Below are 26,750 nucleotides of genomic sequence, written 5' to 3'. Positions count from 1 at the left end.
CAACGGCGGGGGAAATGCGGTCAACCGGTGGCTTCAGGGCGATTCCGGCCCGATTCTGCGCGTTGTGCGAACCGATTCGATGATTCCGCTGACGATCCGACGGTCGAATGTTTCCGGCATGCAACGCCGAGTTCGAGGCGTGAACGGATGGTGCCTGACGATGTCAGGCGCGACCGGCGGCCGCGCGCGAACGGCGGGCCGCGGCATCCACGATCACTGCGAGCACGAGCACGGCACCCGTGATCATGTACCGCACCGAGGAATCGAGGTTGAGCAGGGTGAGCCCCGACGAGAGCGACTGCACCACCACGATGCCCAGCAGCGCCGAGAACGCCGAGCCTCGGCCGCCGAACAGGCTCGTCCCGCCGATGACCGCCGCGGCGATGGCGTTGAGGTTCGTGTCACCGCCACCCGAGCTCTGATTGGCCGCCGCGAGACGGGATGCCGCGAGGATGCCGCCGATCGCCGCGAGCGTCGAGCACACCACGAACGCCGACATGTACATGCGGCTGACGTGGATTCCGGCACGGCGTGCGGCCTCCGCGGACCCGCCGATCGCGTACACCGCACGCCCCCAGCGGGTGCGCGTGAGCGCGACGTTCATGAGAACCACCGCGACCACGAACAGCAGGAACATGACCCCGATGCCGCGCGAGAGGTTGAGGTACCACGAGGCGACGAGCAGGATCACCAGCAGTGCGCCCGAGCGCACGACGATGCGAGTGATGCTGTCCGAGCCGAGATCAGCGGCCTCGCGGCGACGCGCGCGTCGCACGAGGGAGAGCGCGTAGGCGCCCGCGGCCAGAACGGAGATCACGTACCCCGCCCACCAGGGGAGGAACATCTGCTGTGCGAACGTGACCAGCGCCGAATCGAACGGCAGGTTGATCGATCCGGTGTCGCCGAGCACGCGCAGCTGCAGGCCGAGGAAGGCCAGGAGCCCGGCGAGCGTGATGATGAAGCTCGGCACGCCGAACCGGGTGAGCAGCACGCCGTACACGAGCCCTACGACCACGCCCGACAGGGCGGCGATGAGCAGCGCGAGCGGCCACGGCCAGTCCCACTGCACGAGAGCGACCGCGAGCAGCGCCGACGACAGCCCCGAGACCGAGCCGACCGACAGATCGATCTGCCCGATCAGCAGCACGACGACCACACCGAGGGTGATCATGCCGATCGAGGCGCACTGCATCGTGAGGTTCACGAGGTTGGTGCTCGAGAGGAACACCGGGTTCAACGACTGGAACACCGTCCAGATGATCACCAGCCCGATGATCACCGGCGCCGCGCCCAGATCGCCCCCGCGCACCCGCGCGATCGCCACCGCGACGAGCCTCCGGGCGCCGCGCTCCTCGTCGGGATCGAGCAGCTCGCCGGTGCCCGGGCGCGTCACGAACGGCCGCCCGGCAAGGGATGGCTCTTCGTGCGCAGGGAGATGACGTTCGTGTCGACGGGGACGGTTCGCGGTTCGCGGGATCGCTGCGGCACCCCCGACGTCGACGCGCCCGTGATCGCGGCGATCAGGGTCTCGCTCGTGAGGTCGGCCGCGTCGTATTCGCCGTTGTTGCGTCCGAGCCTCAGCACCACGACCCGGTCGGCGACGGCGAGCACCTCCGTCATGTTGTGGCTGATGAGCACGACACCGTGTCCGCGTTCGCGCAGCCGCTCGATGAGGTTCAGCACCTCGGCGGACTGAGCGACGCCGAGCGCGGCGGTCGGCTCGTCGAGGATGATCACGCGCGGCTCCCCGATGAGGGACCGGGCGATCGCGACGGTCTGGCGCTGCCCGCCCGAGAGGGCCGCGACCGGTGTGCGCACCGACGGGATCTTCGCCGAGAGCTCCCGCAGGAGCAGCATCGTGCGCTCCTCCATCTCGATCTCGTCGAGCAGACGGTCGTGCACGAGCTCTCGGCCGAGCCAGATGTTGGCGACGATGTCGAGGTTCTCGCACAGGGCGAGATCCTGGAAGACGGTGGCGATGCCGAGCTGCTGGGCGTGCGAGGGGCTCGACACCTCGATCGGCGTGCCGTCGAGCTCGACGGTGCCGGCGTCGGCGCGGTACACCCCCGCGAGGATCTTCACGAGGGTCGACTTGCCGGCCCCGTTGTCCCCGACGAGAGCGACGACCTCGCCCTCGCTCACACTGAAGTCGACTCCGCTCAGCGCCTTGATCGCGCCGAAGTGCTTGCCGATCCCGCGCATGGTGAGCACGCCCTTGTGGGGGCGTGCCGTCTTCGTCTGATTCACCATCGCTGCCATCGTGCGTCTCACCGTATGCCCGCCGCGGCGCAGGCGGCGGCGTAGGCGGGCGAGCAGATATCCTTCACGGTCCAGAAGCCGTCCGCAACCACGGTCGCCATGATGTCGTGCACGGTGACGGCGACGGGCTGGTACTGCGTGCTCGGCACCCCGTCGATGAGGGTCGGCGAGGCGGGCGGCGTGCCGCGGATGAGCTCGACGGCGACCTGCGCGGCGCGGTCTGCCTCGCGTCCGATGGCCTTGTAGACGGTCATGTACTGGTCGCCCGACACGATGCGCTGGATCGCCGACAGCTCGGCATCCTGCCCGGTCACCACCGGCATGGGCGACACGTTCGCCGCCTTCAGTGCGGCGATCGCGCCGCTCGCGACGCCGTCGTTCGCGGCGTAGACGCCGACGATGCGATCGCCGTACTGGGTGATCTGCCCGGCGACCCACTCCTGGGCCTTGTCGGGGCTCCAGTCGGGCGTCGAGTACGACGCGAGGATCTGCACGCCGCTGGTCGAGAAGACGGATGCCGCGCCCGCCGCGAACTGTGCGGCGTTGCTGTCGGTGGGCGAGCCGTTCACGACGAGGATGCCGCCCTGCGACAGTGTGCCGCGGTCGGTGAGCCCTTGGACGAGCGCGGTCGCCTGCAGCTCGCCGACCTTCTGGCCGTCGAAGCCGACGAAGTAGGACACCCCACCGCCGGTGATGAACCGGTCATAGGCGATGACCGGCACTCCCGCGGCGCGCGCGGCGGCGACGACGCTCGCGGCCGCATTCGAGTCCACCGGATCGAGCACCAGGACCTTGGCGCCGGCAGCCAGCGCCGACTCGGCCTGAGACTGCTGCTCGGCGGCATCCTGATCGGCGTTCGAATAGATCACGTCGTACGGACCGAGGGCCGCGACCGCCTTCTCGAACAACGGCCGGTCGAACGACTCGTAGCGGGCGGTCTTGGCGTCGGGCAGCAGCAGCGCGATCTTGGCGCGCTGATCACCCGCGGGGGCGCATCCGACCAGTGACGCCGCGAGCGCGACGGTGACGGCGACCCCCAGCGCTGCACGTGCCAGCGTCCTCGCCAGGTTCACGCCTCTTATTCAAACCCATCCGCGGCGCTCTCGCGCGTCAGGCGGGCAAAGAGATGGCGGATGTCGCGGCTCCGCCCACGCTCAGTGCGCTGATGATGGCACCTCGGGTCTCGGCCCACTCGCCGAGGGACGCGCCGACGAGGGTCGGCACCCCCGAGGTCGACTGCAGGGCGCTGCGCTCGAGGGAGTGGCGCATGGGGGCGAGCAGTATCTCTCCGGCCTGGGCGAGCTCGCCGCCGATGACGACCACCTCGGGGTCGACGAGGTTGCACAGGCTCGCGAGCGCGACGCCGATGTGGCGCCCCGCGTCGGCGATCACCCGGTGCGAGCGGCCGTCGCCGCCCTCGGCCGACTGGATGAGGTCGCCGAGGCGCTGCATCCCCTCCGAACGCGGGAAGAGCGAGAGGAGCGCGGGTCCGGCGGCGTACGTCTCGAGGCACCCGCGGTTGTTGCAACGGCAGACCGGGCCGTTCTCGTCGATGGTCACATGGCCGATCTGGCCCGCCTTGCCGTGCGCGCCCGGCAGCACGTCGCCGCCGACGACGATGCCCGCACTGATGGTGTGACCCACCCGCACGAACACGGAGCTGCCGATGCCGATCGCGGCGCCCTCGCGCGCCTCGGCGATTGCTCCCGCGTTCGCCTCGCTGTCGGCGATGACGGCGCAGTCGATGCGCGCCTCGAGGCTCGAGGCGATGTCGATGCCCTCCCAGCCGCGCAACAGGCCCGGTGTCGACACCATGCCGGTGCGCGGGTCGAGCGAAGCGGGCAGGGCCACACCGACCGCGAGCAGGTCGCGGGTGGTCATGCCGAGCGAGTCGAGCATGTCGCCGAGCAGCAGCGCGAGCCGGTCGAGCTCGGCGTCATGACGGTGGTCGGGGGCGAGGGGGAGGGAGGTCTCGCTGACGATCGTGCGGGTCGCGTCTGCGAGGGCGATGCGCAGGTGCCGGGCGCTATAGTGCACGCCGGCGACGAGGCCGGTCTGGCGGGCGAGCGAGACGAGGATCGCGCGGCGTCCGCTGCGCGACGTGGTCGACGTGTCGAGCACACCGGACGCGGTGAGCTCCTTCACGATGTTCGACACCGTGGCGGGGGAGAGACCCGTGCTCTCAGCCAATTCGACCTGGGTGAGCCTGCCGTGTCGCTTCAGCGACTCGACGAGGCGCACCCGGTTCGCCTCGCGCAGAGACGACTGTGAGCCGGGTGGAATGTTCCGGCGGACCACGAGCACACTCTAGCGAGTCGCAGCCCGGGCGTGTCTATGTGTCGCCGTGCGGCCATCTCCCGTGTCGGTGGGGCGGATGCCGCGGCATCCGCCCCGTTCGGGTCACGCCTCGGGGATCACCCGGTTGAAGAACTCCTCGCGCGGGGCGTCGGGGTCGGGGCCGTTGCGCACGCCGCGGTCGAGGCCGTCGATCGCGGCGAGGGCCGCGGCATCCAGCTCGACCTCGCCCGCCGCGAAGTTCTCGGCGATGCGGGCGGGGTTCACCGACTTGGGGATCGCCGACCGACCCTGCTGCAGGTGCCACGCGAGCATGACCTGCGCCGGGGTCGCGCCCACGCGCTCGGCGATCGCGGCGATCTCCGGGTCCTGCATGACGCTGCGCCGCTCGTCGCCCCAGGGACCGGGGTAGAAGGTGATGCCGCCGATCGGCGACCACGCCTGATTGAGGATGCCCTGCGCCTCGTCGACCGCGAGCAGCTCTCGCTGCGCGAAGTACGGGTGGATCTCGAGCTGGTTGAGGGCCGGCACCACCTCGGTCTCGGCGCGCAGGCGCTCGAGGTGGTGGGGGAGGAAGTTGCTCACGCCGATCGCGCGCACCCGGTCGTCGGCCAGCAGCGACTCCAGTGCCCGATAGGCGGCGATGGTCTTCTCGAACCGGGTCGGCGCGGGCTGGTGGAGGATCAGGATGTCGAGGCTGTCGACCCCGAGCTTCGCGGTGGCCTTCTCGAACGCGTGCAGCGTCTCGTCGTAGCCGTAGTCCGACACCCAGAGCTTCGTCTCGATGACGATGTCGTCGCGGGCGACGTCGCTCTGCGCGATGGCGCGCCCGACCTCGCGCTCGTTGCCGTAGGCGGCGGCCGTGTCGATGTGCCGGTAGCCGACGCGCAGCGCCTCGGCGACCGACGCGATGGTCTCATCGGGCGGGGTCTGGAAGACGCCGTAGCCGAGGGCGGGCAGGGTGACGCCGTTGTTCAGCGTCAGGGTGGGGATGCTCATGCCCGTGACGGTACGCCGCGAGCGGATGTCCCGGGAGGTACTGGCGTTACCCGGCACGAGCGGTCCTCCCGCGTCCGCGCGCGAGGCCGTGAGATGGGATCACACCCCATCCGGGTGCTCGAACGACAGTGAAGGACTCCATGAAGGCCACATTCATGTACGGCGCGGGAGATGTGCGCGTCGAGACCGTTGCCGACCCGGTCATCGGCCAGCCCACCGACGCCATCGTGCGCGCGGTGCGGGCGTGCGTCTGCGGCTCCGACCTGCACCCCTACCACTCCCTGCACGCGAGCGACACCGGGCGGCCCATGGGGCACGAACTCATCGGCGTCGTCGAGGAGATCGGTGCAGAGGTACGCACGCTGAAGCCCGGCGACTTCGTCGTCGTGCCGTTCGCGTTCCAGGACAACACCTGCGTGTTCTGCCGGGAGGGCTTCCAGACCTCCTGCGTGCACGGCGGCTGGTACGGCTCGCCGGAGGTCGGCGGGTTGCAGGCCGAGCTGGCCCGCGTGCCCCAGGCCGACGGCAGCCTCGTGGTCGTGCCCGGGCTCACCCCCGACACCGCCTCCGAGGAGCTTCTCGCGTCGCTCCTCACGCTCTCGGACGTGTACCTCACCGGCTACCACGCGGCCTACATGGGCGACGTGCAGCCCGGGAAGACCGTCACGGTGATCGGCGACGGCGCGGTCGGGCTCTCGGCGGTGCTCGCTGCCCGCCAGCTCGGCGCCGAGCGCATCATCCTCATGGGACGTCACGCCTCGCGCACCGACCTCGGGGTCGCCTTCGGCGCGACCGATGTCGTGGCCGAGCGGGGCGCCGACGGCGTCGCGCGCGTGCTCGAGCTCACGAACGGCGAGGGCTCGCACATCGTGCTCGAAGCGGTCGGCCACATGCCCGCCTACGAGCAGGCCTACGGCATCGTGCGTCCCGGCGGCATCATCTCCCGCGTGGGCGTGCCGCAGTACGAGGAAGCCCCGATCGGCTTCGGATCGCTCTTCGGCAAGAACGCCCGCCTCGCGGGCGGGCCGGCGCCGGTGCGCGCCTATCTCGAGCCGGCCATCCAGCAGGTGCTCGACGGTGTCATCGACCCGGGCCGCGTCTTCGACCGCACCGTCGGCATCGACGACGTTCCCGCCGGCTACGCCGCCATGGACGCGCGCGAGGCGCTGAAGGTCATGGTCTCCTTCTGATGACCGCACAGCCGCTGACCGCCGGAGGGCGCACGGTGGCGGCGAGGCATCCGATCGCGATCCTCGTCGTCATCCTGCTCAGCTACTTCATGGTGCTGCTCGACAACTCCGTGATCTTCACGGCGCTGCCGAGCCTCGAGGCCGACCTCGGCCTCGGACCGGGAGAGCTGTCGTGGGTGCAGGACGCCTACACCCTCGTCTTCGGCGGTCTGCTGCTGCTCGGTGCGCGGGCCGGAGACCTGCTCGGCCGCCGCGGCGTCTTCGTCGCCGGGCTCGTGATCTTCGCCGCGGCATCGCTCGCGATCGGGCTCGCACCGTCGGGCGGGTGGCTGATCGGCGCGCGGGCGGTACAGGGGGTCGGCGCCGCGATCGTCGCGCCGACGTCGCTGGCCCTCCCGACGGCGACCTTCCCGGCGGGGCGCGAACGCGCCCGAGCCGTCGCGCTCTACGGCGCCACAGCCGGCATCGGCGCGAGCCTCGGCATGGTCGTCGGCGGCGCCTGCGCCGAACTGCTCAGCTGGCGCGCCGGCTTCTTCCTCAACGTGCCCATCGGCATCGCCATGATCGTGCTCGCCCCGCGTTACCTGCCCGAGACCGCGCGGGCGACGGGTCGGTTCGATCTCGTCGGCGCGCTGACCGCGACCCTCGGCGTCGGCTCGCTCGTCTTCGCGATCATCACCGCCGCCGAGCAGGGATGGACGGCGACCCCGACACTCGTCGCGGGGGCGGTCGGCATCCTTCTGCTGGTCGGATTCGTCGTGAACGAGTCGGTGGCGCCGCAGCCGATCCTGCCGCTGCGCCTGCTGCGCAGTAGGGTGAGGGTCGGGGCGTACCTCGCTCGGCTGCTCTACATGGGCGCGATGATCGGGTTCTTCTTCTTCACGACCCAGTTCCTGCAGGACGTGCTCCGCTTCACGCCGTTGCAGGCCGGGCTGGGCTTCCTGCCGATGACGGTCGTGAACTTCGCCGTCGCGCTCGCGGTCACCCGCGTCGTGCGGTCGATCGGTGCCGGTCCCACCCTCGTCGCCGGCATCGTGCTGACCCTCGTCGGCATCGCGTGGCTCAGCCGGGTCGTGCCCGAGAGCGACTACCTCACGGCCGTGGCCGCCCCCATGCTCGTGATCGGCGCCGGTCAGGGTCTCGCCTTCGCGCCGCTCACCGCGGCGGGCATCGCCGGGGTCGCCGCCGCCGATGCCGGCGCGGCATCCGGTCTCGTCAACACGTTCCACCAGGTCGGCATGTCGCTCGGCCTCGGTGTGCTGGTGGTCGTCGCGGCGGGCGCGCACGGCACGGATGCCGCCGCCTCCGTTGCGGCAGAGGTCGCGGCCGCCCTCACCGCCGCCGCCGTCCTCCTGACCCTGTGCGCGATCGTCGCCGCGACGCTCGTGCTGCCTCCGCTCATGCGCGAACGACGCGCCCACCCTCGAAAGGACACCCCATGAGCACGACCAAGTTCCCCGTGGCCCCGACCTTCCGCGGCCCTGCTGAGTGGTTCGACGGCGACGTGTACGTCAACGCCCACTACACGGGCGTCGCCCCCTCGCGCGCGCGCCTCAACCTCGTCCGCTTCATGCCCGGCGCCCACACCGCCTGGCATCGTCACGCCGTCGGCCAGGTGCTGCATGTCACCGACGGGCTCGGCTGGGTGCAGTCGCGCGGCGGCGAGCTGATCGAGCTGCGCCCCGGCGACACCGTCTTCACGCCTGCGGGGGAGTGGCACTGGCACGGCGCCTCGGCGCAGAATGCGATGTGCCATCTCGCGCTCTGGGAGGCGCCCCTCGAGGAGGGCGTTCCCGAGACGGAGTGGGGCGCGAAGCTCACCGACGACGAATACCCCGCTTGAACGGCGACGAAGGAGACATCCGATGTCCGACTGGAACCCCACCGAGCTCGCCCGCATCGGCGACGCGACCGAGCTGCGCATCGCCTCGACCCGCGCCGACGGCACCCTGCGTCCCTGGGTGACGATCTGGCACGGCGTCGTCGACGGCGTTCTCTACGTGCGCTCGGCGCACGGCCCGGAGAACGGCTGGTACCGCCGCGCCCGCGCCGCGGGCACCGGCCGTGTCGCCGCGGACGGCGTCGAGCAGGACGTCACCTTCACCCCCGCCGATGCGACGGTGAGGGGCGCACTGGATGCCGCGCTGCACGCGAAGTACGACCGGTTCGGTCCCGCCTACGTCGGGGCGATCACCGGCGACGACGTGCTCGAGACGACGCTGCGGGTCGACCCCCGCTGACGGTTCGGGCGGGGGAGCCCGTCCGGATCACTCCGCGCCGATGAGCGCCGCGTCGGCGGTGAAGTCGGCGCTCGCCGCCCACGAGGCGAGCAGGGTCAGCGCATCGGCGCTCGGCGAGCCCGCCGGCGCCGTGTAGACGTTCATGACGAGGCCCGGCTCGCTGGGCAGCTCCATCGACTCGAAGTCGAGATCGAGATCGCCGACCACCGGGTGGTGCAGACGCTTGCGCCCGCTGCGGTGGTATTTCACGTCGCGCGAGGCCCACCGCTGCCGGAACAGCTCGCTCTGCGTCGACAGCTCGCCGATGAGCGTGATGAGGTCGGTGTCGTGCGGCGTGCGGCCCGCTTCGAGGCGCAGCATCGCGGCGGCGTCGTTCGCGATCTGGTCGTAGTCGCGCCAGAAGGTGCGGGCCGCAGCATCCAAGTACGTGAACCGGGTCGTGTTGACCGGGCGGCGGGGGCTGTCGAACACCGGCGCGTAGAGGGCGCGGCCGAGACGGTTCGCCGCCAGGATGTCGTGTCGGCCGTTGCGGACCCACGCGGGGGCGTCGGCCATCGCGTCGAGCACCTGCCGCACCGCGGGGCGCACCGTCTCGGCAGGCTTCGCGGGCACGCGGATGCCGGGGCTCGCCGCCCGCGCGAGGTCGAACAGGTAGTCGCGCTCGGCCGCGTCGAGCCGCAGCGTGCGCGCGAGCGCGTCGAGCACGCTCTCGGAGGCGCCCGCGAGGTTCCCGCGCTCGAGACGGATGTAGTAGTCGACCGAGACGCCGGTGAGCATCGCGACCTCCTCGCGGCGCAGCCCCGCCACGCGACGGTTGCCGCCGTAGGCGGGCAGGCCCGCCTCCTGAGGGGTGATGCGCGCGCGACGCGAGCTCAGGAACTCGCGCACCTCGGCGCGGATGTCGTGCATGCGTCCACGCTACGTCTCGCCGGTGCGACGCGGGAGGTACTGGTGGTACCCCCGCTACTTCGCGACGACGGTCGTCTCGAAGCTGTACATGTCGGGCCGGTAGCAGTGGTGGCCGTACTCGAGAGCACGGCCGGAGTTGTCGAACGCGATGCGCTCCATCGTGAGCAGTGGGCCGCCGCGCTCGACATCGAGCAACTCGGCCTCGTCGCCCTGCGCGCGCCGGGCGCCGATCTTCTGCTTGGCGATCTGGATGGTGACGCCGCGCGCGCGGAGGATCTGGTAGAGTCCGCGATCCTGCAGCTGCTCGGTCGTGATGTCGGAGAACTCGATCGGGAGGTAGTTCTCGAGCACGGCCACGGGCACGCCGTCGGTGCTGCGCTGGCGTCGGATGAAGACGACGTCGGTGCCGACGGCCACCCCGAGACCCTCCGCGACCGGATCGGTCGCGGGCACGATCTCGTGGGCGAGCACGCGCGTGCCGGGCTCGTGGTGGCTGTTGCGGAGGTCCTCGTAGAGGCTGGTGAGCTCGACGGGGCGGGTGACCTGCCCCTGCACGACCTGGGTGCCGATCCCGCGGCGGCGCACGAGCAGGCCCTTGTCGACGAGCTCCTGGATGGCGCGCCGGATGGTCGGCCGGGAGAGACCGAGCCGTGCGGCGATGGCGATCTCGTTCTCGAGGCGGGCGCCGGCGGGGATCACGCCGTCGTGGATGGCGGCCTCGAGCCGGCTCGACACCTGGAAGTAGAGGGGCACCGGTCCCGTGCGGTCGAGGTCGGTGAACAGCTCTTCCGGCCAGTAGATCTCGTTGCTCGCCATCGCGCTCGCCGCCTCCTCTTCCGGGCTCACTCCCATGTCTCGACAATCTTACGTATGTCGACACATGTTCGGTGATATCGACGCGGAGTGGGGCGTTGCGGCATCCGAAGTGCCCCTTGCCGACAGGTCAACATGTGCTATTGTTAGGACATGCCGTCGACCAGGGCGGCGCAGGTTTCCGAAGAGAGTTGTACAGCGGAGTATGACGCAGAACACGACACCCGAGATCCTCGCGATCGGTCGCCTCGGCGTGGACATCTATCCCCTTCAGGACGGTGTCGGGCTCGAGGATGTCGCGACGTTCGGCAAATACCTCGGCGGCAGCGCCGCCAACGTCGCGGTGGCCGCCGCACGCCACGGTCGGCGCTCGGGCCTCGTGAGCCGCGTCGGCCACGACCCGTTCGGTCGCTATCTGCTGCGTGAGCTCGACCGCCTCGGCGTCGACCCGCGGCTCGTCGCCGTGGATCCGGCGCTGAAGACCCCCGTCACCTTCTGCGAGATCTTCCCGCCCGACGACTTCCCGCTGTACTTCTACCGCGAGCCGAAGGCGCCCGACCTCAACATCGACGACGCGCAGCTCGACCTCGCCGCCGTGCGCGGCGCCGAAGTGCTCTGGCTCACCGCGACCGGACTCACCCAGGAGCCCAGTCGCTCGGCGCACCACACCGCTCTCGCCGCCCGCGACCGTGCCCGCCACACCGTGCTCGATCTCGACTACCGGCCCATGTTCTGGTCGGGTCCTGCCGCTGCGAGCGAGCAGATCGAGCCCGTCCTCGGCCAGGTCACGGTGGCCGTCGGCAACCGTGAGGAGTGCGAGGTCGCCGTCGGCGAGACCGATCCGCACCGCGCCGCCGACGCACTGCTCGAGCGGGGTGTCGAGATCGCGATCGTCAAGCAGGGACCGCGCGGCGTGCTCGCCAAGACCGCGGACGAGAGCGTCGAGGTCGCTCCCTACTTCGTGGATGTCGTCAACGGCCTCGGCGCGGGCGACGCCTTCGGCGGGGCGCTCTGCCATGGACTGCTGTCGGGGTGGAGCCTCGAGCGCATCGTGCGCTTCGCGAACGTCGCGGGTGCCATCGTCGCCTCGCGGCGCGAGTGCTCGACGGCGATGCCGACGACCGATGAGGTCGAGGCCGTACTCGAGAGGATCCGCTGAGATGGCCGCGCACACTCTGGGGGACGCGGACTTCGCCCGCGTGCGGGACATCCGCGCCCACCGGCCCGAATCGATTCGGACCGCCCTGGCCGACCGTGTCCGCCGGCCGCTGCTGCGCGGTGACGGGCGCCTGTTCATCGTCGCCGCCGACCACCCGGCGCGCGGCGCCCTCTCGGTCGGTGCCGACGCGCAGGCCATGGCCGACCGCTACGACCTGCTCGACCGCCTCGCGACCGCCCTGCAGCGGCCCGGCGTCGATGGCGTGCTCGGCACCCCTGATGTGATCGACGACCTCGCCGCCCTCGGCCTGCTCGACGACAAGATCGTCGTCGGCTCGATGAACCGCGGCGGGCTGCGCGGCGCCGCGTTCGAGATGGATGACCGCTTCACCGGCCACGACGTCGCGGGCATGGTGTCCGACGGCATCGACGTCGCCAAGACGCTGCTGCGTGTCAACTTCGCGGATGCCGCGACCGCCCCGACGCTCGAGACCACGGCGCACGCCGTGACCGAGGCCGCCGCCGCCCGACTGCCGATCATGCTCGAGCCGTTCATCAGCCGGTGGGTGGACGGACGGATCGTCAACGACCTGTCGACGGACGCAGTCATCCTCTCGATCGCCATCGCCCAGGGTCTCGGATCGACGAGTGCCTACACCTGGCTGAAGCTGCCGGTCGTCGACGATATGGAGCGGGTGATGGCGGCGACGACGCTGCCGACCCTGCTGCTCGGCGGAGACTCGGGGGCCGATCCCGACGAGACCTTCGCGTCCTGGGAGGTCGCGCTCGGACTTCCCGGGGTGCGGGGCCTTACCGTGGGCCGTACCCTGCTCTATCCGCCCGACGGTGACGTCGCCGCGGCCGTGGACATCGCGGCCGGCCTCGTGCACCCCGACCTGTGACCCCAACCGAGGAGAGTTCCGACATGAGCACCACTGTCTCCGCCCCCGCCGGCGCCGCCGACGCGACCGATGTGCGCGTGATCTCGCACTGGATCGACGGCGCCGAACGCGTCTCGACGAGCGGCCGCACCGCCCCCGTCTACAACCCGGCCACCGGTGCCGTGAGCGCCCGCGTCGCGCTCGCCGACCAGGCCGAGATCGACGAGGCGATCGCGTCCGCGCAGCGCGGTTTCGAGGTCTGGAAGGACTACTCGATCGCGAAGCGCCAGACGGTGCTGTTCGCGTTCCGCGAGCTGCTCAACGCCCGCAAGGGCGAGCTCGCCCGCATCATCACCGCCGAGCACGGCAAGGTCGTCTCCGACGCGATCGGTGAGATCCTGCGCGGCCAGGAGGTCGTCGAGCTCGCGACCGGGTTCCCGCACCTCATCAAGGGTGCGTACTCCGAGAACGTCTCCACCGGCATCGACGTCTATTCGCTGCGTCAGCCCCTCGGCGTCGTCGGCATCATCTCGCCGTTCAACTTCCCGGCGATGGTGCCGATGTGGTTCTTCCCCATCGCGATCGCCGCCGGCAACGCCGTCGTCGTCAAGCCCAGCGAGAAGGACCCCTCCGCCTCGCTCTGGATCGCTCAGCTGTGGAAGGAGGCCGGACTTCCCGACGGCGTCTTCACGGTGCTCCAGGGAGACAAGCTCGCCGTCGACGGGCTGCTCACGAATCCTGTCGTGCAGTCGGTCTCCTTCGTCGGCTCGACTCCCATCGCGCAGTACATCTACGAGACCGCCTCGCGCAACGGCAAGCGCGTGCAGGCCCTCGGCGGCGCGAAGAACCACATGCTGGTGCTGCCCGACGCCGACCTCGACCTCGTCGCCGACCAGGCTGTCAACGCGGGCTACGGCGCCGCGGGCGAGCGCTGCATGGCGATCTCGGTCGTGCTGGCCGTCGAGCCGGTCGCCGACGAGCTGATCGCGAAGATCGTCGAGCGCATCGGCAAGCTCAAAATCGGCAACGGTGCGGGCGTCGACGGCGTCGAGCCCGACATGGGGCCGCTCATCACGGGTGTGCACCGCGACAAGGTGTCGTCGTACGTCGACATCGCCGAGCAGGACGGCGCCACCATCGTCGTCGACGGTCGCGGCTTCACCGTCGACGGTCACGAGGACGGCTTCTTCTTCGGTCCGACCCTGATCGACGAGATCCCGACGACTTCCCGCGCCTACCAGGAGGAGATCTTCGGCCCCGTGCTCGAGGTCGTGCGGATCCAGACGTTCCAGGAGGGTCTCGACCTCATCAACTCGGGACAGTTCGGCAACGGCACCGCGATCTTCACCAACGACGGCGGCGCCGCACGGCGGTTCCAGAACGAGGTGCAGGTCGGCATGATCGGCATCAACGTGCCGATCCCCGTGCCGGTCGCCTACCACTCGTTCGGCGGCTGGAAGGCGTCGCTGTTCGGCGACGCGAAGGCCTACGGCGTGCACGGGTTCGACTTCTTCACCCGCGAGAAGGCCATCACGAGCCGCTGGCTCGACCCCGCCACCCACGGCGGCATCAACCTCGGGTTCCCGCAGAACACCTGATCCAGACCCGGATGCCGCGGCCCCGCCGATCTGGCCGCGGCATCCGCTCCTCTCCTCCCACACGAAAGCAGCACCGCCATGCCCGCTCACGACCAGCGCTGGTTCCACCGGCGCGGCGCCCTCGCCCGCGACGGGTGGGAGAGCGTCGTCGACGCCTCGACTCCCGGCTGGGTCCACACGGGCATCCGGGTGGCCGAGCTCGCCGCCGGCGACGTGCTCGCCCTCGATGAGCGCGACGTGGAGCGCATCGTGGTGCCGCTCGCGGGGAGCTTCCGGATCGAGACGGCGGACGCCGCCTACGACCTCGCCGGGCGGGCGAGCGTGTTCGACGGCCCGACCGACGTGCTCTACCTCGGCGCGGGCGCGACCGCGACCCTGACGGGGAGCGGGCGCGTCGCCGTCGCCACCTCGCCGACGACCGAGCAGCGCCCGACGCGCCACATCGCCCGCAGTGATGTGCCCGTCGAGCTGCGGGGGGCGGGGGCATCCAGCCGCCAGGTGCACAACTTCGGCACCCCGCAGGCCCTCGACGCCGTGCGGCTGATCGTGTGCGAGGTGATCACCCCGGCCGAGAACTGGTCGTCGTACCCGCCGCACAAGCACGACGAGCACGACCCGGGTCATGAGACCCGGCTCGAGGAGATCTACTACTTCGAGTCCGCGCCGGCGCGCGCCGCCGCCGCCGGGGGAGCCGCGGCATCCGCCTTCGGCATGTTCTCGACCTACTCGTCTCCCGCGGGCGACATAGAGATCGACGCGATGGTGCACTCGGGCGACATCGCCCTGGTGCCCTACGGCTACCACGGCCCCGCGGTCGCGGCGCCCGGCTACGACCTCTACTACCTCAACGTGATGGCCGGCCCCGACCCCGATCGGGCCTGGCTCATCAGCGACGACCCCGCCCACGCCTGGGTGCGCAGCACCTGGGAGGGCCTCGAGATCGACCCGCGCCTGCCGTTCACCGCGGCCGGCGAGGAAGGCAGCACCCGATGAGCGCGACGAAGCGCATGACCGTCAGCCAGGCGCTGATCGAGTTCCTCGCCCACCAGTGGACGGTGGACGGCGACATCCGCGAACGCACCATCCCGGGCGTCTTCGGCATCTTCGGCCACGGCAACGTCGCGGGTGTCGGTCAGGCGCTCAAGCAGCTGAACGTCGAGCAGCCCGACCTGATGCCCTACTACCAGGCGCGCAACGAGCAGGCGATGGTGCATCAGTCGGTCGGCTACGCGCGCATCCACCGGCGCCGCGCCACGTTCGCCTCGGCCGCGTCGGTCGGGCCCGGCGCGACGAACATGCTCACCGGCGCCGCGCTTGCGACCACCAACCGTCTGCCCGCCCTGCTGCTGCCCTCCGACACGTTCGCGACCCGCGTCGCCGACCCGGTGCTGCAGCAGCTCGAGCAGCCCTGGGACATCGGGCTCACGGTCAACGACGCGTTCCGTCCGCTCTCGCGCTTCTTCGACCGTGTGCAGCGCCCCGAGCAGCTCTACTCGATCGCGCTCGCCGCCCTGCGCGTGCTGACAGACCCGGCCGAGACCGGCGCCGTCACGATCGCGCTGCCCGAGGACGTGCAGGCGGAGACCATCGACGTGCCCGTCGCGTTCCTCGCCGACCGCGAGTGGCACATCCGCCGGCCGCTCCCCGAGCGTGCCGCCCTCGCGCGCGCCGTCGCGGCGATCCGCTCCGCGGAGCGTCCTTTCCTCGTCGTCGGCGGCGGTGTGATCTACTCCGGGGCTGAGGAGCACCTGCGCGCGCTCGTCGAGGCCACCGGCATCCCGGTCGGAACCACGCAGGCGGGCGGCGGCGCGCTCGCCTTCGACCACCCGCAGTACCTGGGCGGGGTCGGGGCGACCGGAACGACCGCGGCGAACCGGCTCGCGGCAGAGGCCGATGTCATCATCGGCATCGGCACGCGGTACAGCGACTTCACGACCGCCTCGCGCACGGCCTTCCAGAACCCGGACGTGCGCTTCGTCAACATCAACATCGCCTCCTTCGACGCCTACAAGCACGGCACGCAGATCGCCGTCGTCGCCGACGCGCGCGAGACCCTCGCGGAGCTCGCGATCGAGCTCGAGGGCTTCGAGGTGTCGGCCGAGTACGCTGCGCGCACCGCGCAGGAGAAGGGCGTCTGGGATGCCGCGGTCGACCGTGCGCTCGCTGCGACCGGCGCGCCGCGTCCCGGCCAGCCCGAGATCATCGGCGCCGTGCAGTCGGCGTCGGCCCCGGCGGATGTCATCGTGCAGGCCGCCGGTTCGCTGCCGGGAGATCTCCACAAGCTGTGGCGGGTGCGCGATCCGCTCGGGTACCACGTCGAATACGCGTTCTCGACGATGGGATACGAGATCGCGGGCGGCCTCGGCGTCAAGCGCGGGCTCGACGCCCTCGACGACGACCGCGACGTCATCGTCATGGTCGGCGACGGGTCGTACCTCATGCTCAACTCCGAACTGGTCACGGCGGTCGCCGAGGGCATCAAGATCATCGTCGTGCTCGTGCAGAACCACGGCTACGCGTCGATCGGCCACCTGTCCGAGACCGTCGGGTCCGACCGCTTCGGCACGAAGTACCGCACCTACGACGCCGACGCACGCAACTTCCAGGGCGACCAGGTGCTGCCGGTCGACCTGGCGGCGAACGCCCGCAGCTACGGGCTCGACGTCGTCGAGATCGCCCCCGGCGCCACCGCGACCGCCGATCTTCACGCCGCCGTCGTCGCGGCCAAGGCGAGCACCCGGTCGACGCTGATCCACATCGAGAGCGATCCTCTCGTCTACGCCCCGGACGGCGAGGGCTGGTGGGACGTGCCGATCCCGGCTGTCTCCACCCTGCCGTCCACCCAGCGCGCACGCGCCGCATACGAGGAGCAGCGTCGGGCCCAGCGCCCGCTGCTCGGAGAGGAAGGTGGGCGATGAAGGCCACCGTCGCCGGAGCACCCGTCAGTTTCGGAGTGTTCGAGCTCACCCCCGAGGGTGCCGAGACCCTCAGTCCCGACGCGATGCTGCGCATCCTCGCCGACTCCGACTACCGGGGCGTCGACCTGGGTCCCCTCGGCTTCCTCGGCGAGGGAGACGTGCTGCGTCGCCGTCTCGCCGAGTACGACCTGTCGCTCGCCGGCGGGTGGGTGCAGCTGCCGTTCTCCGACGACGATGCGTTCGCCGCCAGCATCCCGTCGCTGCACGCGGCCCTCCGGGTGTTCTCGGATGCCGCGGCCGCCGGGCCCGCGCGACTGCCGCTGCCCACCCTCGCCGACGACGGGTCGGTCGCCCGCCGCGGCGCCCCGGGGCGCGGCGAGGAGGTCGACCCCCTCGCGGAGGCGGCCTGGGAGCGTCTGATCGCGAACGCGGAGCGCGCCGCCGACATCGTGCGGGCTGCGGGCTTCGAGCCGACCTTCCACCACCACGCCGGCACGTTCGTGGAGTCGCCCGCGGAGATCGACCGGTTCCTCGCGAACGTGAACGTCGACCTCACCCTCGACACCGGGCACCTGTTCATCGCGGGCGGCGACCCGGCCGACGCGGTGCGCCGCTGGGGGTCCCGCATCAACCACCTCCACCTGAAGGATGTCGATCTCGCCGAGCTGCGCCGTGTGCTCGCGGCCGGCGGCGGCATGCCCGAGGTGTGGTCGTCGGGGTCGTTCGTGGCGTTCGGGCGCGGCGACGTCGACCTTGCCGCGGTGATGGACGCCATCGCCGCGCAGGATTACGACGGATGGATCGTCGTCGAGCAGGACGTGCTCAACGGCCCGGATGTCTCCCTCTCGGCGTTCCAGCGCGACCGTGCCGCCGACCAGCAGATCAACCGCGACGCCCTGCGCATCTGGGCCTGAGACCTTCGAGGACACCACCATGACGACCCCTCTCCGCTTCGGTCTGATCGGCACCGGCCGGATCGGCCAGGTGCACGCCGCGAGCATCGCCGCCGATGCCGACGCCGTGCTGGCGCGCGTAGCCGACCCCTTCATCGACGGCGCCCGCGCCGTCGCCGAGACGTACGGCGCGATCGCGACCGCTGACGCCGAGGAGCTGTTCACCGCTGGCGACCTCGACGCGGTGCTCATCGCGTCCCCGACGCCGACGCACGTCGACCTGATCGCCCGTGCGATCGACGCGGGCATCGCCGTGCTGTGCGAGAAGCCGATCGATCTCGACATCGCCCGCGTCGACGCGCTGCGCCCCCGCGTCGCGGCATCCGGCGTGCCGGTCGCGCTCGGCTTCAACCGTCGCTTCGACCCGGCGTTCGCCGAGGTGCGGGCACGGGTCGACGCGGGCGAGATCGGTGCGCTCGAGCAGCTGTCGATCATCAGCCGCGACCCGTCGGCACCGCCCGCCGCCTACGTCGGCATCTCGGGCGGCATCTTCCGCGACATGACGATCCACGACTTCGACATGGCGCGCTTCTTCCTGCCCGACATCGTCGAGGTGAGCGCGACGGGCACCACCACCTTCGACCCGGGCGCCCGCGAGCACGGCGACTTCGACACAGCCGTCATCACGCTGCGGTCCGCCTCGGGGGCGATCGTCTCGATCACGAACTCCCGCCACAGCGCGGTCGGATACGACCAGCGCATCGAGGCGTTCGGTGAGCTCGGCTCGCTGTCGGTCGCCAACATGCCCACGAGCCTCGTGAGCGTCTCGGGCGCCGCCGCCGTCGAAGCCCGTCCGCCGTATCAGAGCTTCTTCCTCGAGCGTTACGCCGACGCCTATGCGGCGGAGCTGCACGAGTTCATCAAGCTCGCCCGCGGCGAGGCGTCCACCAGCCCCACCTTCGAGGACGGCCGTGCGGCGCTCGTTCTCGCCGACGCGGCGCAGCGCTCGGCGACCGAGCGCGTCATCGTGCCTGTCGACCTTTCCTGACCCCCGAGGATCCACCATGACCATCGACACCGACGCCCCGCTCGCCCGCGCGGCCGCGACCACTCCCACCTCGCTCTGGAACGACTCGGCCGACCCCGACGAGCTCGCGCAGTCCATCGCCTTCGGCGCGGTCGGAGCCACCTGCAATCCGGTCATCGCGCTGACCGCGATCACCAAGCGACCGGATGTCTGGGGTCCCCGCCTGCGCGAGCTCGCCGACGAGCATCCGACGTGGGGCGAGTCGGAGCTCGGGTGGGCGGCGGTGCGCGAGCTGTCGGTGGCCGCGGCGCGGCTGCTCGAACCGGCCTTTGCCGCCAGCGGCGGACGCAACGGGCGACTGTCGATCCAGACCGACCCGCGGCTCCACCGCGATCGCGATGCCCTCGTCGCCCAGGCGGTCGAGTTCTCGACGCTCGCGCCGAACATCATCGTGAAGATCCCCGCGACCGCGACGGGCGTGGCCGCGATGGAGGAGGCCGCGTACCGCGGCGTCAGCATCAACGCGACGCTGAGCTTCACGGTGCCGCAGGCGCTCGCCGTCGGAGCAGCGCTCGAGCGGGCACTCGACCGGCGTGCGGCCGACGGGCTCGAGGAGCGCGAGCTCGGTCACGTCGTCACGATCATGGGCGGTCGTCTCGATGACTGGCTGAAGAAGTGGGCGAACGCGCAGCGGATCCTCACCACCCCCGGGGTGCTCGACTGGGCGGGAGTGGCAGCCCTCAAGCGGGCGCATCACCTCTTCCGGGAGCGGGGATACCGCAGCCGCATCCTGTCGGCCGCCTTCCGCAATTCGCTGCAGTGGTCGGAGCTCGTCGGGGGAGACCTCGTCGTCTCACCCCCGTTCGACTGGCAGGCCCGCATCAACGAGAACCGCATCGCGGTGGCCGACCGCATCGATGTGCCTGTCGCCACCGAGATCCTCGCTGAGCTCGAGACGCTGAGCGAGTTCCGGCGGGCGTACGAGCCCGACGGGCTCGCGCCGGATGAGTTCGCCACGTTCGGGGCCTCCCGCAACACCCTGCGCCAGTTCCTCGAGGCCGACGCCCAGCTCGATGCCCTCGTGCGCGACATCCTGGTTCCGGCGGCGTGAGGTGCCCGTCCGTCTCGCGGCCTCCGCGGAGATGCTCTTCCGCGACCTCCCGTTCGTCGATCGGGTGCGCCGCATCCACGAACTCGGCTTCGAGGTCGAGATCTGGGACTGGAGCACGAAGAACCTCTCGGAGCTGGCCGCCACGGGTGCCATCTTCTCGTCGATGACGGGATATCTGCGCGGCGACCTCACGACGCCGCACGGCATCGCCGAACTGCTCGCGACCGCCGAAGAGTCCCTCCGGGCTGCTGAGCTCATCGACTCGCCGCGGTTGAACCTCCACGGCACGGGACTCGACCCGAACGGGTTTCCCGTCGTGCCGCACGACGTCGTCACCGGCGCCGAGTGGCTGATCGCGGCCGACACGCTCAGCCGTCTCGCCGAGCTCGGGGAGCGCGCCGGGCGGGTGTTCACACTCGAGAACCTCAACACCGCCGTCGACCACCCGGGCACACCTTTCGCCCGCGCCGAGGACACCCTCGCGCTCGTCTCCGCGGTCGACAGCCCCGGGCTGCGACTCAACCTCGACCTCTACCACGCGCAGATCGGCGAGGGGAACCTCATCGAGCTCGTGCGTCGCGCGCAGCCCTGGATCGGCGAGATCCAGGTGGCGGACGTCCCGGGTCGGCAGGAGCCGGGGACGGGTGAGATCAACTACCGTGCGATCGGCGATGCGCTCGCCGCGATCGCGTATGACGGCGTGGTGGGGCTGGAGAGTTGGGCGAGCGGATCGAGCGACGACGCTCTCGACGCCTTCCGACCCGCCTTCGCCTGAGCTGATGACGAGAGGGGCCGGTGAGCGTGTCGCTCACCGGCCCCTCTCGTCATGCCTCAGCCGAACGTGGTCTCGCCGTCGACCTCGGGCACCTCGACCCAGCCGCCGGTCTCCGCGGAGCGCAGCGCCGCGGAGACGATCTCGGCGGCGGCCCAGGCGTCGGCGGCGGAGGGGGCGAGCTGCGTGCCTGTTGCCACCGAGCGCAGGAACAGCGATGCCTCGATCGCCTTGAGGTCGTCGAATCCCATGCTCGTGCCGACGCCGGGCTGGAATCGTGAGAAGTCACCGAACTCGGGACCTGCCATGACCGTGCGATAGCCCGACGGATCGTCGGCGATCTGCAGTTCATTCAGGCGCTGGAAGTCCCACCGCAGGGAGCCCTTGGTGCCGTACACCTCGAGCACGTACTCGGCACGCGGACCGATCGCGACGCGGCTGGACTCGAGCACACCGACGGCGCCTCCCTCGAATCGCGCGAGAAGTGCGGCGTAGTCCTCGTTCTCGACGGCGCCGCGGGGGCCGTCCTCGGAACCCTTCGAGAAGTGGCTGGCGGCACCCGCTGCCGGGAGGGGGCGCTCGGGGATGAAGGTCGCCGTCAGTCCGTTCACCGAGGTGATGCGCCCCACGACGTACTGGGCGAGGTCGGCACCGTGGGAGAGCAGATCGCCCAGGACTCCGGATCCGGCGCGGGCGGTGAGGAACCGCCAGGTCAGGGCTCCGGCGGGGTCGGCCGAGTAATCGGCGAGGAACGAGACCCGCACGTTCGTGATCGTGCCGATGGCCCCCGAGCGCACCAGCTCGCGCGCGCGGGCGACGGCGGGCACGTGCCGGTAGTTGAATCCCACCGACGTGACCAGTCCAGCGGATTCCGCACGCTCGGCGATCTCGCGGGACTCGACAGCACCGCGTCCCATGGGCTTCTCGATCCAGAACGGCTTTCCCGCCTCGATGGCGGCGAGGGCGATCTCGTGGTGGAGGAAGTTCGGCGAGCAGATCGACACCACGTCGACCTCCGGGTCGGCCAGCACCTCGCTGTAGTCGGCGACGGTGCGGTCGAATCCGAGAACGTCGGTCGCGTACTCGCGTCCGCCGGCATCGGGGTCGGCGGCCACGACGAGGCGCGGCGCATAGGTCAGGTCGGGGTAGTGCTGGCCGGCGGCGAGGTAGGAGCGGGCATGCAGCCGTCCCATCCACCCGACGGAGATCAGGCCTACGCCGAGCGGCGTGCGCGTGGTCATCTCGGTCCTCCTTTGGATCGACATCGGCGCGCGGGCGGGGTTCCCGCGCGAGTCTGTGGCCAGCCTACGCGCTAGTTGACAGAATGTAAGAACAAATTGTCGAGAAATGCTGGACATCGTTCATTTGATCGGACATACTCTCATTCACGGGTCGGTCCCAGAGCCCGTCCGCACTCACTCAACGAAGAGAAGGAGCACCAGAGTTGGTCAAGAAGAAGCTCGCCATCATGGCGGCAGGCGTGGCGGTCCTCGCTCTCGCCCTCGCAGGTTGTTCGGGGAAGGCCTCGAGCAGCTCAACCGCAGACGCGGCGAACGCGTCGATCAAGATCTGCATCTACACGCACGGTGACGGCGGGACCTTCTGGTCCGTCGTGCAGAAGGGAGCGGAGGACGCCGCCAAGCAGCTCGGCGTCACGCTGGACTACCAGGGCTCGTCGAACGACTCCGCCAAGCAGGCCTCGACGATCTCCGCCGGAGTCAAGGGCGGCTGCTCGGCGATCGGCGCATCGGCTCCGGACCCGGGCGCCATCAAGGACGCGATGCTCGCGGCGAAGGCGGCGAACCTGCCGACCCTCACCCTGAACTCGGGTTCGGATGTCTACAAGGATCTCGGCGCCTTCACCCACGTCGGTCAGGACGAGACCGTGGCGGGTGAGCAGGCGGGTCTGAAGTTCAACGACCTCGGCCTCAAGAAGATCCTCTGCCCGATCCAGGAAGCCGCGAACTCCGGGCTCACCGATCGATGCAACGGCGCCGCGAAGACCTTCAAGGGCACCGTGCAGCAGTTCAACGTCGACGGCGCGCTCGCCGACCTGACCGGTGCAGAGGCGAAGATCCAGGCGGCCCTCCAGGCCGACCCGACGATCGACGGCGTGTTCGCCCTCAACGCCGACGTCGCCACGGGAGCAGTGCTCCCCGCCGTGCAGGCCGTCAACCCGAAGATCGTCGTCGGCACCGTCGACCTGTCGAACGACGCCCTCAAGGCGATCAGCGCGGGCACGCTCGCCTTCGCGATCGACCAGCAGCAGTACGCGCAGGGCTTCCTCGCCGTGCAGCTCCTGTACTTGGCCGTGAAGGACGCGATCGAGGTCGGTGGCGGCAACCCCGTCTACACCGGTCCGGCGTTCGTCACCAAGGACAACGTCCAGGCGGTCCAGGCTTCGGTCCAGGCCGGCACCCGCTAGTCCCTCCGGGCGGCGCGTTCGTCACCATGACGGGCGCGCCGCCCTTCTTCAGAGAGCAGCCACAACATGTCTTTCCTCACGAACACGAGCAACATCGCGGTCGATGAACGCGTGAGCCGCACCCCCTGGTACCTCAAGACGCTCCGCCGCCCCGAGCTCGGCGCACTGATCGGCGCGGTCGCGATCTTCCTCCTCTTCACCTTCGTCGACACGACCGGCAAGTTCGCAACCCTCGAGGGCGCGGCCGGCTGGACCGACTTCGCGGCCCCCGTCGGCATCGTCGCGGTCTTCGTCGCACTCCTCATGATCGGCGGCGAGTTCGACCTCTCCTCGGGCGTCATGGTCGGAACGTCGGGCCTGTTCGCGGGTCTGCTGATCACTCAGCTCGGCTGGAACGTCTGGGCCGCCATTGCGGCTACCGTCGTCATGGCCGCCGTGATCGGCTTCATCAACGGCATCCTGGTGATCCGCACCGCGCTCCCGTCCTTCATCGTCACCCTCGGCACCTTCTTCGTGCTCAAGGGCGCGAACCTCGCCATCACGAAGGGTCTCACCGGCACGGTCCGCGTCTCGGGCGTCGACCAGGGGGATGGGTTCGACTCCGCCAGGTCGCTGTTCTCCTCGACCTTCGACGTCGCCGGCACCCAGTTCCAGATCTCCCTGGTGTGGTGGCTCGTGATCACGATCTTCGCGACGCTTCTGCTCACCCGCACGGTCTTCGGCAACTGGATCTTCGCCTCGGGCGGCGACGCGAACGCCGCGCGCAACGCCGGCGTCCCGGTGAACCGCACCAAGATCACCCTGTTCGTGATGACCTCGGTGTCCGCATCGCTCGTCGGCATCATGTTCCTGCTGCGTCTTCGCGGCATGCAGGCCGGCCAGGGTGTCGGCCAGGAGTTCTACTACATCATCGCCGCGGCGGTGGGCGGCACGCTCCTCACCGGTGGCGCCGGCTCCGCGATCGGAGCCTCGATCGGTGCGCTGATCATGGGCTTCGCGGCCATCGGCATCCCCTACGCGCTCTGGGATCAGGACTGGGTGTCGACGTTCCTCGGCGTCATCCTCTTCTCCGCCGTGCTGATCAACATCACCATCTCGCGTCGCGCCCAGGGAGGTCGCAAGAAATGAGCACCGTCAACGAGCCTCAGGACGAGACGAACGCGGTCGCCGACCAGGAGATCGTCGCGGCCGTCGAAGAAGCCGCGGCCGAGAACGCGCACGAGCTTCCCACCGGAGTTCAGGCCGCCCTCGAGCTGAAGAAGGTCGGCAAGACCTTCGGCAGCGTGATCGCCCTGCGCGACATCAGCCTCCGTGTCGACCCGGGCACCGTCACGTGCGTCCTCGGCGACAACGGCGCCGGCAAGTCCACGCTCATCAAGATCCTCTCGGGCGTCCACAAGCCGAGCTCGGGCTCCGTCACGCTCGACGGCGAGCCGGTCGAGTTCTCGTCGCCGCGCGATGCGCTCGGGCGCGGAATCGCGACGGTGTTCCAGGACCTCGCCACGGTTCCCCTGATGTCGATCTGGCGCAACTTCTTCCTCGGCAACGAGCCCGTCAGCGGCCCGAAGGCTCTCGGACTCCTCTCGGTGAAGAACGCCAAGGACGTCACGAAGTCCGCCCTCAAGCAGATGGGCATCGACCTGCGCGACACCGACCAGCCGATCGGCACGCTCTCGGGCGGTGAGCGCCAGGCCGTCGCGATCGCCCGGGCCGTGCACTTCGGTGCCAAGGTGCTCATCCTCGACGAGCCGACGAGCGCTCTCGGTGTGCGTCAGTCGGGCATCGTGCTGAAGTACATCCTCGCGGCACGCGACCGCGGCGTCGCCGTCGTGTTCATCACGCACAACCCGCACCACGCCTTCATGGTCGGCGACCGGTTCTACCTGCTCAACCGCGGCCGGCTGCTCGCGGAGTTCGAGCGGGGCAAGGTGCAGCTCGAGGAGCTCATCCAGGCGATGGCCGGCGGTGCCGAGCTCGAGTCCCTCGCCCACGAGATCTCGTCGATCCGCGCCTGATCGCGCTGCCGTTCCCAGAAGCACGAACCCCCTCCCCGAATCGGGGAGGGGGTTCGTTGTTCCCGGAGGTCAGGCGACCGGGACGGGGCCTCGCGTGCGTGCCGACTCGAACGCCGCACCGACGACGTTCATCATCGCTGTGGCGGTGGCGAAGTCCGTGTCGATGGGCGTGCCGTTCGTGATGGCCCGGAGGAACTCCTGGATCTCCGCGACGAACGCCTCGGCGTAGCCGGTGCCCACGCCGGCGCCCGGCATGGCGGCGACATCCGAGAAGTACGGGTGTGCAGGCCCGGTGAAGATGCGGCGCGGACCGTTGTAGGCGACCGGCGACGTCGCGTTCTCGAAGAGGTGGAACTCGCCCGCCGAGATCGAGTCGAACACGGCGCTGCCCGCGGAGCCGAACACCTCGACGCCGAGCGAATTCGGAACCCCCGCGGCGATGCGGCTGAGCGCGATCTGCCCGATGGCGCCCGAGTCGAGCGTCACCCCGAGCAGAGCGACGTCGTCATTGGTGACCGCTCCCTTCTCGGACGATCCGGATGCCCCGTGGCCGATCGCGCCCGCGGTCGCCAGGGGGCGCTCGGTGATCACGGTGCGCAGCGACGCGCTCGAGACCTCCGCGATGCGTCCGGCGACGAACTGCACGGCGTCGATCGCGTGGGCGCCGATGTCGAGCAGCGCGCCGCCGCCCGACTGCTCCTGCGAGAAGCGCCACGAGAGCGCGCCGACCGGGTCGGCCGCGTAGTCGGCGTTGTACCAGCCGCGCACGGTGTGGATGTCTCCGACGAGCCCGTCGGCGACCGCACGGGCGAGTGCGGCGAGGCCGGGCAGTCGGCGGAACGAGAAGCCGACACCGGTCACGGCGGGCGAGGCCTCGGCCAGCGCCTGCAGGTGCGCCGACTCCGCCGGGGTGCGACCGATGGGCTTCTCGGCGAAGACGTGCTTGCCGGAGGCGAGCACCTTGGGCAGCACCTCGGCGTGCAGGAAGTTCGGCAGCGCAACGCTGATGGCGTCGACGTCGCTCGCGATGAACGCGTCGACGTCGGCGGTGGCGCTCGCGAACCCGTAGCGGTCCGCGACCGACTGGGCGAGGGCGAGGTTGGGGTCGGCGATGGCGACAAGCTCGACCGAGAGCGGCGAGCTGGTCGCCATCATCGCGTTGCGGTAGCCGAAGGCGTGCGCCTGGCCGGCCATTCCGGCGCCGATGACGCCGACACGGATGGGGGTGGACATGGGTGGTTCTCCTT

Annotated in this window: 25 protein-coding genes; 16 read left to right on the top strand and 9 right to left on the bottom strand. The window is 70.4% G+C overall.

The features are described from left to right. Positions 1–163 precede the first annotated feature (163 nt). From FFS51_RS04495 to FFS51_RS04475, 5 genes are all read right to left on the bottom strand, one after another. A complete protein-coding gene (locus FFS51_RS04495) occupies positions 164–1,393 on the bottom strand; it encodes a sugar ABC transporter permease (RefSeq protein ID WP_137877643.1) in 1,230 nt (409 codons plus the stop codon). Then, on the bottom strand, positions 1,390–2,250 hold the full coding sequence (locus FFS51_RS04490; RefSeq protein ID WP_082483095.1) for an ATP-binding cassette domain-containing protein: 861 nt from the start codon (positions 2,248–2,250) through the stop codon (positions 1,390–1,392). Before FFS51_RS04490 ends, FFS51_RS04495 begins: the two co-directional genes overlap by 4 nt. A gap of 17 nt (positions 2,251–2,267) precedes the next feature. Then, positions 2,268–3,332, bottom strand: a complete 1,065-nt coding sequence (locus FFS51_RS04485; protein WP_249352653.1) for a sugar ABC transporter substrate-binding protein — start codon at positions 3,330–3,332, stop codon at positions 2,268–2,270. Between the two features lie 37 nt (positions 3,333–3,369). Further along, on the bottom strand, positions 3,370–4,557 hold the full coding sequence (locus FFS51_RS04480) for an ROK family transcriptional regulator (RefSeq protein ID WP_235557439.1): 1,188 nt from the start codon (positions 4,555–4,557) through the stop codon (positions 3,370–3,372). Between the two features lie 102 nt (positions 4,558–4,659). Continuing rightward, complete coding sequence (locus tag FFS51_RS04475; RefSeq protein WP_137877642.1) at positions 4,660–5,553, bottom strand: aldo/keto reductase; 894 nt, start codon at positions 5,551–5,553, stop codon at positions 4,660–4,662. 140 nt (positions 5,554–5,693) lie between these two features. Here FFS51_RS04475 and FFS51_RS04470 point away from each other — a divergent pair, with 140 nt between their 5' ends. Genes FFS51_RS04470 through FFS51_RS04455 form a run of 4 tightly spaced genes read left to right on the top strand, consistent with a single transcriptional unit; the run spans position 5,694 to position 8,983 of the window. Continuing rightward, the gene (locus tag FFS51_RS04470; protein ID WP_212742777.1) at positions 5,694–6,743 is read left to right on the top strand and encodes a zinc-binding dehydrogenase; all 1,050 of its coding nucleotides are present in this window, start codon (positions 5,694–5,696) and stop codon (positions 6,741–6,743) included. Next, a complete protein-coding gene (locus FFS51_RS04465) occupies positions 6,743–8,185 on the top strand; it encodes an MFS transporter (RefSeq protein WP_137877641.1) in 1,443 nt (480 codons plus the stop codon). Before FFS51_RS04470 ends, FFS51_RS04465 begins: the two co-directional genes overlap by 1 nt. Next, positions 8,182–8,586 (top strand): (R)-mandelonitrile lyase, encoded by a 405-nt coding sequence (locus FFS51_RS04460; protein ID WP_045247785.1) that lies wholly within the window; start codon positions 8,182–8,184, stop codon positions 8,584–8,586. Before FFS51_RS04465 ends, FFS51_RS04460 begins: the two co-directional genes overlap by 4 nt. A 22-nt stretch (positions 8,587–8,608) precedes the next feature. Then, positions 8,609–8,983 (top strand): DUF2255 family protein, encoded by a 375-nt coding sequence (locus FFS51_RS04455; RefSeq protein ID WP_045247786.1) that lies wholly within the window; start codon positions 8,609–8,611, stop codon positions 8,981–8,983. A 27-nt stretch (positions 8,984–9,010) separates the two neighbouring features. On the opposite strand, the gene FFS51_RS04450 is transcribed toward FFS51_RS04455, so the two are convergent. Next, complete coding sequence (locus FFS51_RS04450; RefSeq protein WP_045247787.1) at positions 9,011–9,892, bottom strand: helix-turn-helix transcriptional regulator; 882 nt, start codon at positions 9,890–9,892, stop codon at positions 9,011–9,013. Between the two features lie 54 nt (positions 9,893–9,946). Beyond that, positions 9,947–10,708: a GntR family transcriptional regulator gene (locus tag FFS51_RS04445; protein WP_045247788.1), complete on the bottom strand. Its 762-nt coding sequence runs from the start codon at positions 10,706–10,708 to the stop codon at positions 9,947–9,949. Positions 10,709–10,910: 202 nt separating this feature from the next. Here FFS51_RS04445 and iolC point away from each other — a divergent pair, with 202 nt between their 5' ends. The 9 genes from iolC (at position 10,911) to FFS51_RS04400 (ending at position 21,066) form a co-directional block, all read left to right on the top strand. Further along, positions 10,911–11,864: a 5-dehydro-2-deoxygluconokinase gene (gene iolC / locus FFS51_RS04440; protein WP_045247789.1), complete on the top strand. Its 954-nt coding sequence runs from the start codon at positions 10,911–10,913 to the stop codon at positions 11,862–11,864. A gap of 1 nt (position 11,865) precedes the next feature. After that, positions 11,866–12,765 (top strand): Cgl0159 family (beta/alpha)8-fold protein, encoded by a 900-nt coding sequence (locus FFS51_RS04435; RefSeq protein ID WP_045247790.1) that lies wholly within the window; start codon positions 11,866–11,868, stop codon positions 12,763–12,765. Positions 12,766–12,788: 23 nt separating this feature from the next. After that, positions 12,789–14,342, top strand: coding sequence for a CoA-acylating methylmalonate-semialdehyde dehydrogenase (locus FFS51_RS04430; protein WP_045247791.1), 1,554 nt, complete (start codon positions 12,789–12,791; stop codon positions 14,340–14,342). A 78-nt stretch (positions 14,343–14,420) separates the two neighbouring features. After that, positions 14,421–15,335: a 5-deoxy-glucuronate isomerase gene (iolB, locus tag FFS51_RS04425; protein WP_137877640.1), complete on the top strand. Its 915-nt coding sequence runs from the start codon at positions 14,421–14,423 to the stop codon at positions 15,333–15,335. Next, positions 15,332–17,260, top strand: coding sequence for a 3D-(3,5/4)-trihydroxycyclohexane-1,2-dione acylhydrolase (decyclizing) (gene iolD, locus FFS51_RS04420; protein ID WP_045247793.1), 1,929 nt, complete (start codon positions 15,332–15,334; stop codon positions 17,258–17,260). Before iolB ends, iolD begins: the two co-directional genes overlap by 4 nt. Beyond that, complete coding sequence (locus FFS51_RS04415) at positions 17,257–18,174, top strand: sugar phosphate isomerase/epimerase family protein (protein WP_045247794.1); 918 nt, start codon at positions 17,257–17,259, stop codon at positions 18,172–18,174. Before iolD ends, FFS51_RS04415 begins: the two co-directional genes overlap by 4 nt. A gap of 19 nt (positions 18,175–18,193) precedes the next feature. After that, positions 18,194–19,201, top strand: a complete 1,008-nt coding sequence (gene iolG / locus FFS51_RS04410) for an inositol 2-dehydrogenase (protein ID WP_056207626.1) — start codon at positions 18,194–18,196, stop codon at positions 19,199–19,201. A 16-nt stretch (positions 19,202–19,217) separates the two neighbouring features. Beyond that, positions 19,218–20,291, top strand: coding sequence for a transaldolase family protein (locus tag FFS51_RS04405; RefSeq protein ID WP_137877639.1), 1,074 nt, complete (start codon positions 19,218–19,220; stop codon positions 20,289–20,291). Between the two features lie 31 nt (positions 20,292–20,322). Then, positions 20,323–21,066, top strand: a complete 744-nt coding sequence (locus tag FFS51_RS04400) for a TIM barrel protein (protein ID WP_212742778.1) — start codon at positions 20,323–20,325, stop codon at positions 21,064–21,066. A gap of 56 nt (positions 21,067–21,122) precedes the next feature. Here FFS51_RS04400 and FFS51_RS04395 read toward each other — a convergent pair whose 3' ends face one another. Continuing rightward, on the bottom strand, positions 21,123–22,304 hold the full coding sequence (locus FFS51_RS04395) for a Gfo/Idh/MocA family protein (protein WP_045247798.1): 1,182 nt from the start codon (positions 22,302–22,304) through the stop codon (positions 21,123–21,125). A 203-nt stretch (positions 22,305–22,507) separates the two neighbouring features. On the opposite strand from FFS51_RS04395, the gene FFS51_RS04390 reads away from it, so the two are divergent. The 3 genes from FFS51_RS04390 (at position 22,508) to FFS51_RS04380 (ending at position 25,503) form a co-directional block, all read left to right on the top strand. After that, positions 22,508–23,488 carry a substrate-binding domain-containing protein gene (locus FFS51_RS04390; protein WP_048809011.1) on the top strand — a complete coding sequence of 327 codons (981 nt, stop codon included), beginning with the start codon at positions 22,508–22,510 and terminating at the stop codon, positions 23,486–23,488. Positions 23,489–23,554: 66 nt separating this feature from the next. Further along, on the top strand, positions 23,555–24,616 hold the full coding sequence (locus tag FFS51_RS04385; protein WP_045247799.1) for an ABC transporter permease: 1,062 nt from the start codon (positions 23,555–23,557) through the stop codon (positions 24,614–24,616). Next, a complete protein-coding gene (locus FFS51_RS04380; protein WP_048809012.1) occupies positions 24,613–25,503 on the top strand; it encodes an ATP-binding cassette domain-containing protein in 891 nt (296 codons plus the stop codon). The genes FFS51_RS04385 and FFS51_RS04380 overlap by 4 nt, the downstream gene beginning before the upstream one ends. Positions 25,504–25,572: 69 nt before the next feature. Here the strand turns inward: FFS51_RS04380 and FFS51_RS04375 are convergent, their stop codons facing one another. After that, the gene (locus FFS51_RS04375; RefSeq protein ID WP_137877637.1) at positions 25,573–26,736 is read right to left on the bottom strand and encodes a Gfo/Idh/MocA family protein; all 1,164 of its coding nucleotides are present in this window, start codon (positions 26,734–26,736) and stop codon (positions 25,573–25,575) included. Between the last annotated feature and the right edge of the window lie 14 nt (positions 26,737–26,750).

Source organism: Microbacterium sp. 4NA327F11, from assembly GCF_005503465.1.
Taxonomy (GTDB): Bacteria; Actinomycetota; Actinomycetes; order Actinomycetales; family Microbacteriaceae; genus Microbacterium; species Microbacterium ginsengisoli.
This window is presented reverse-complemented; position numbering and strand designations above follow the sequence as displayed.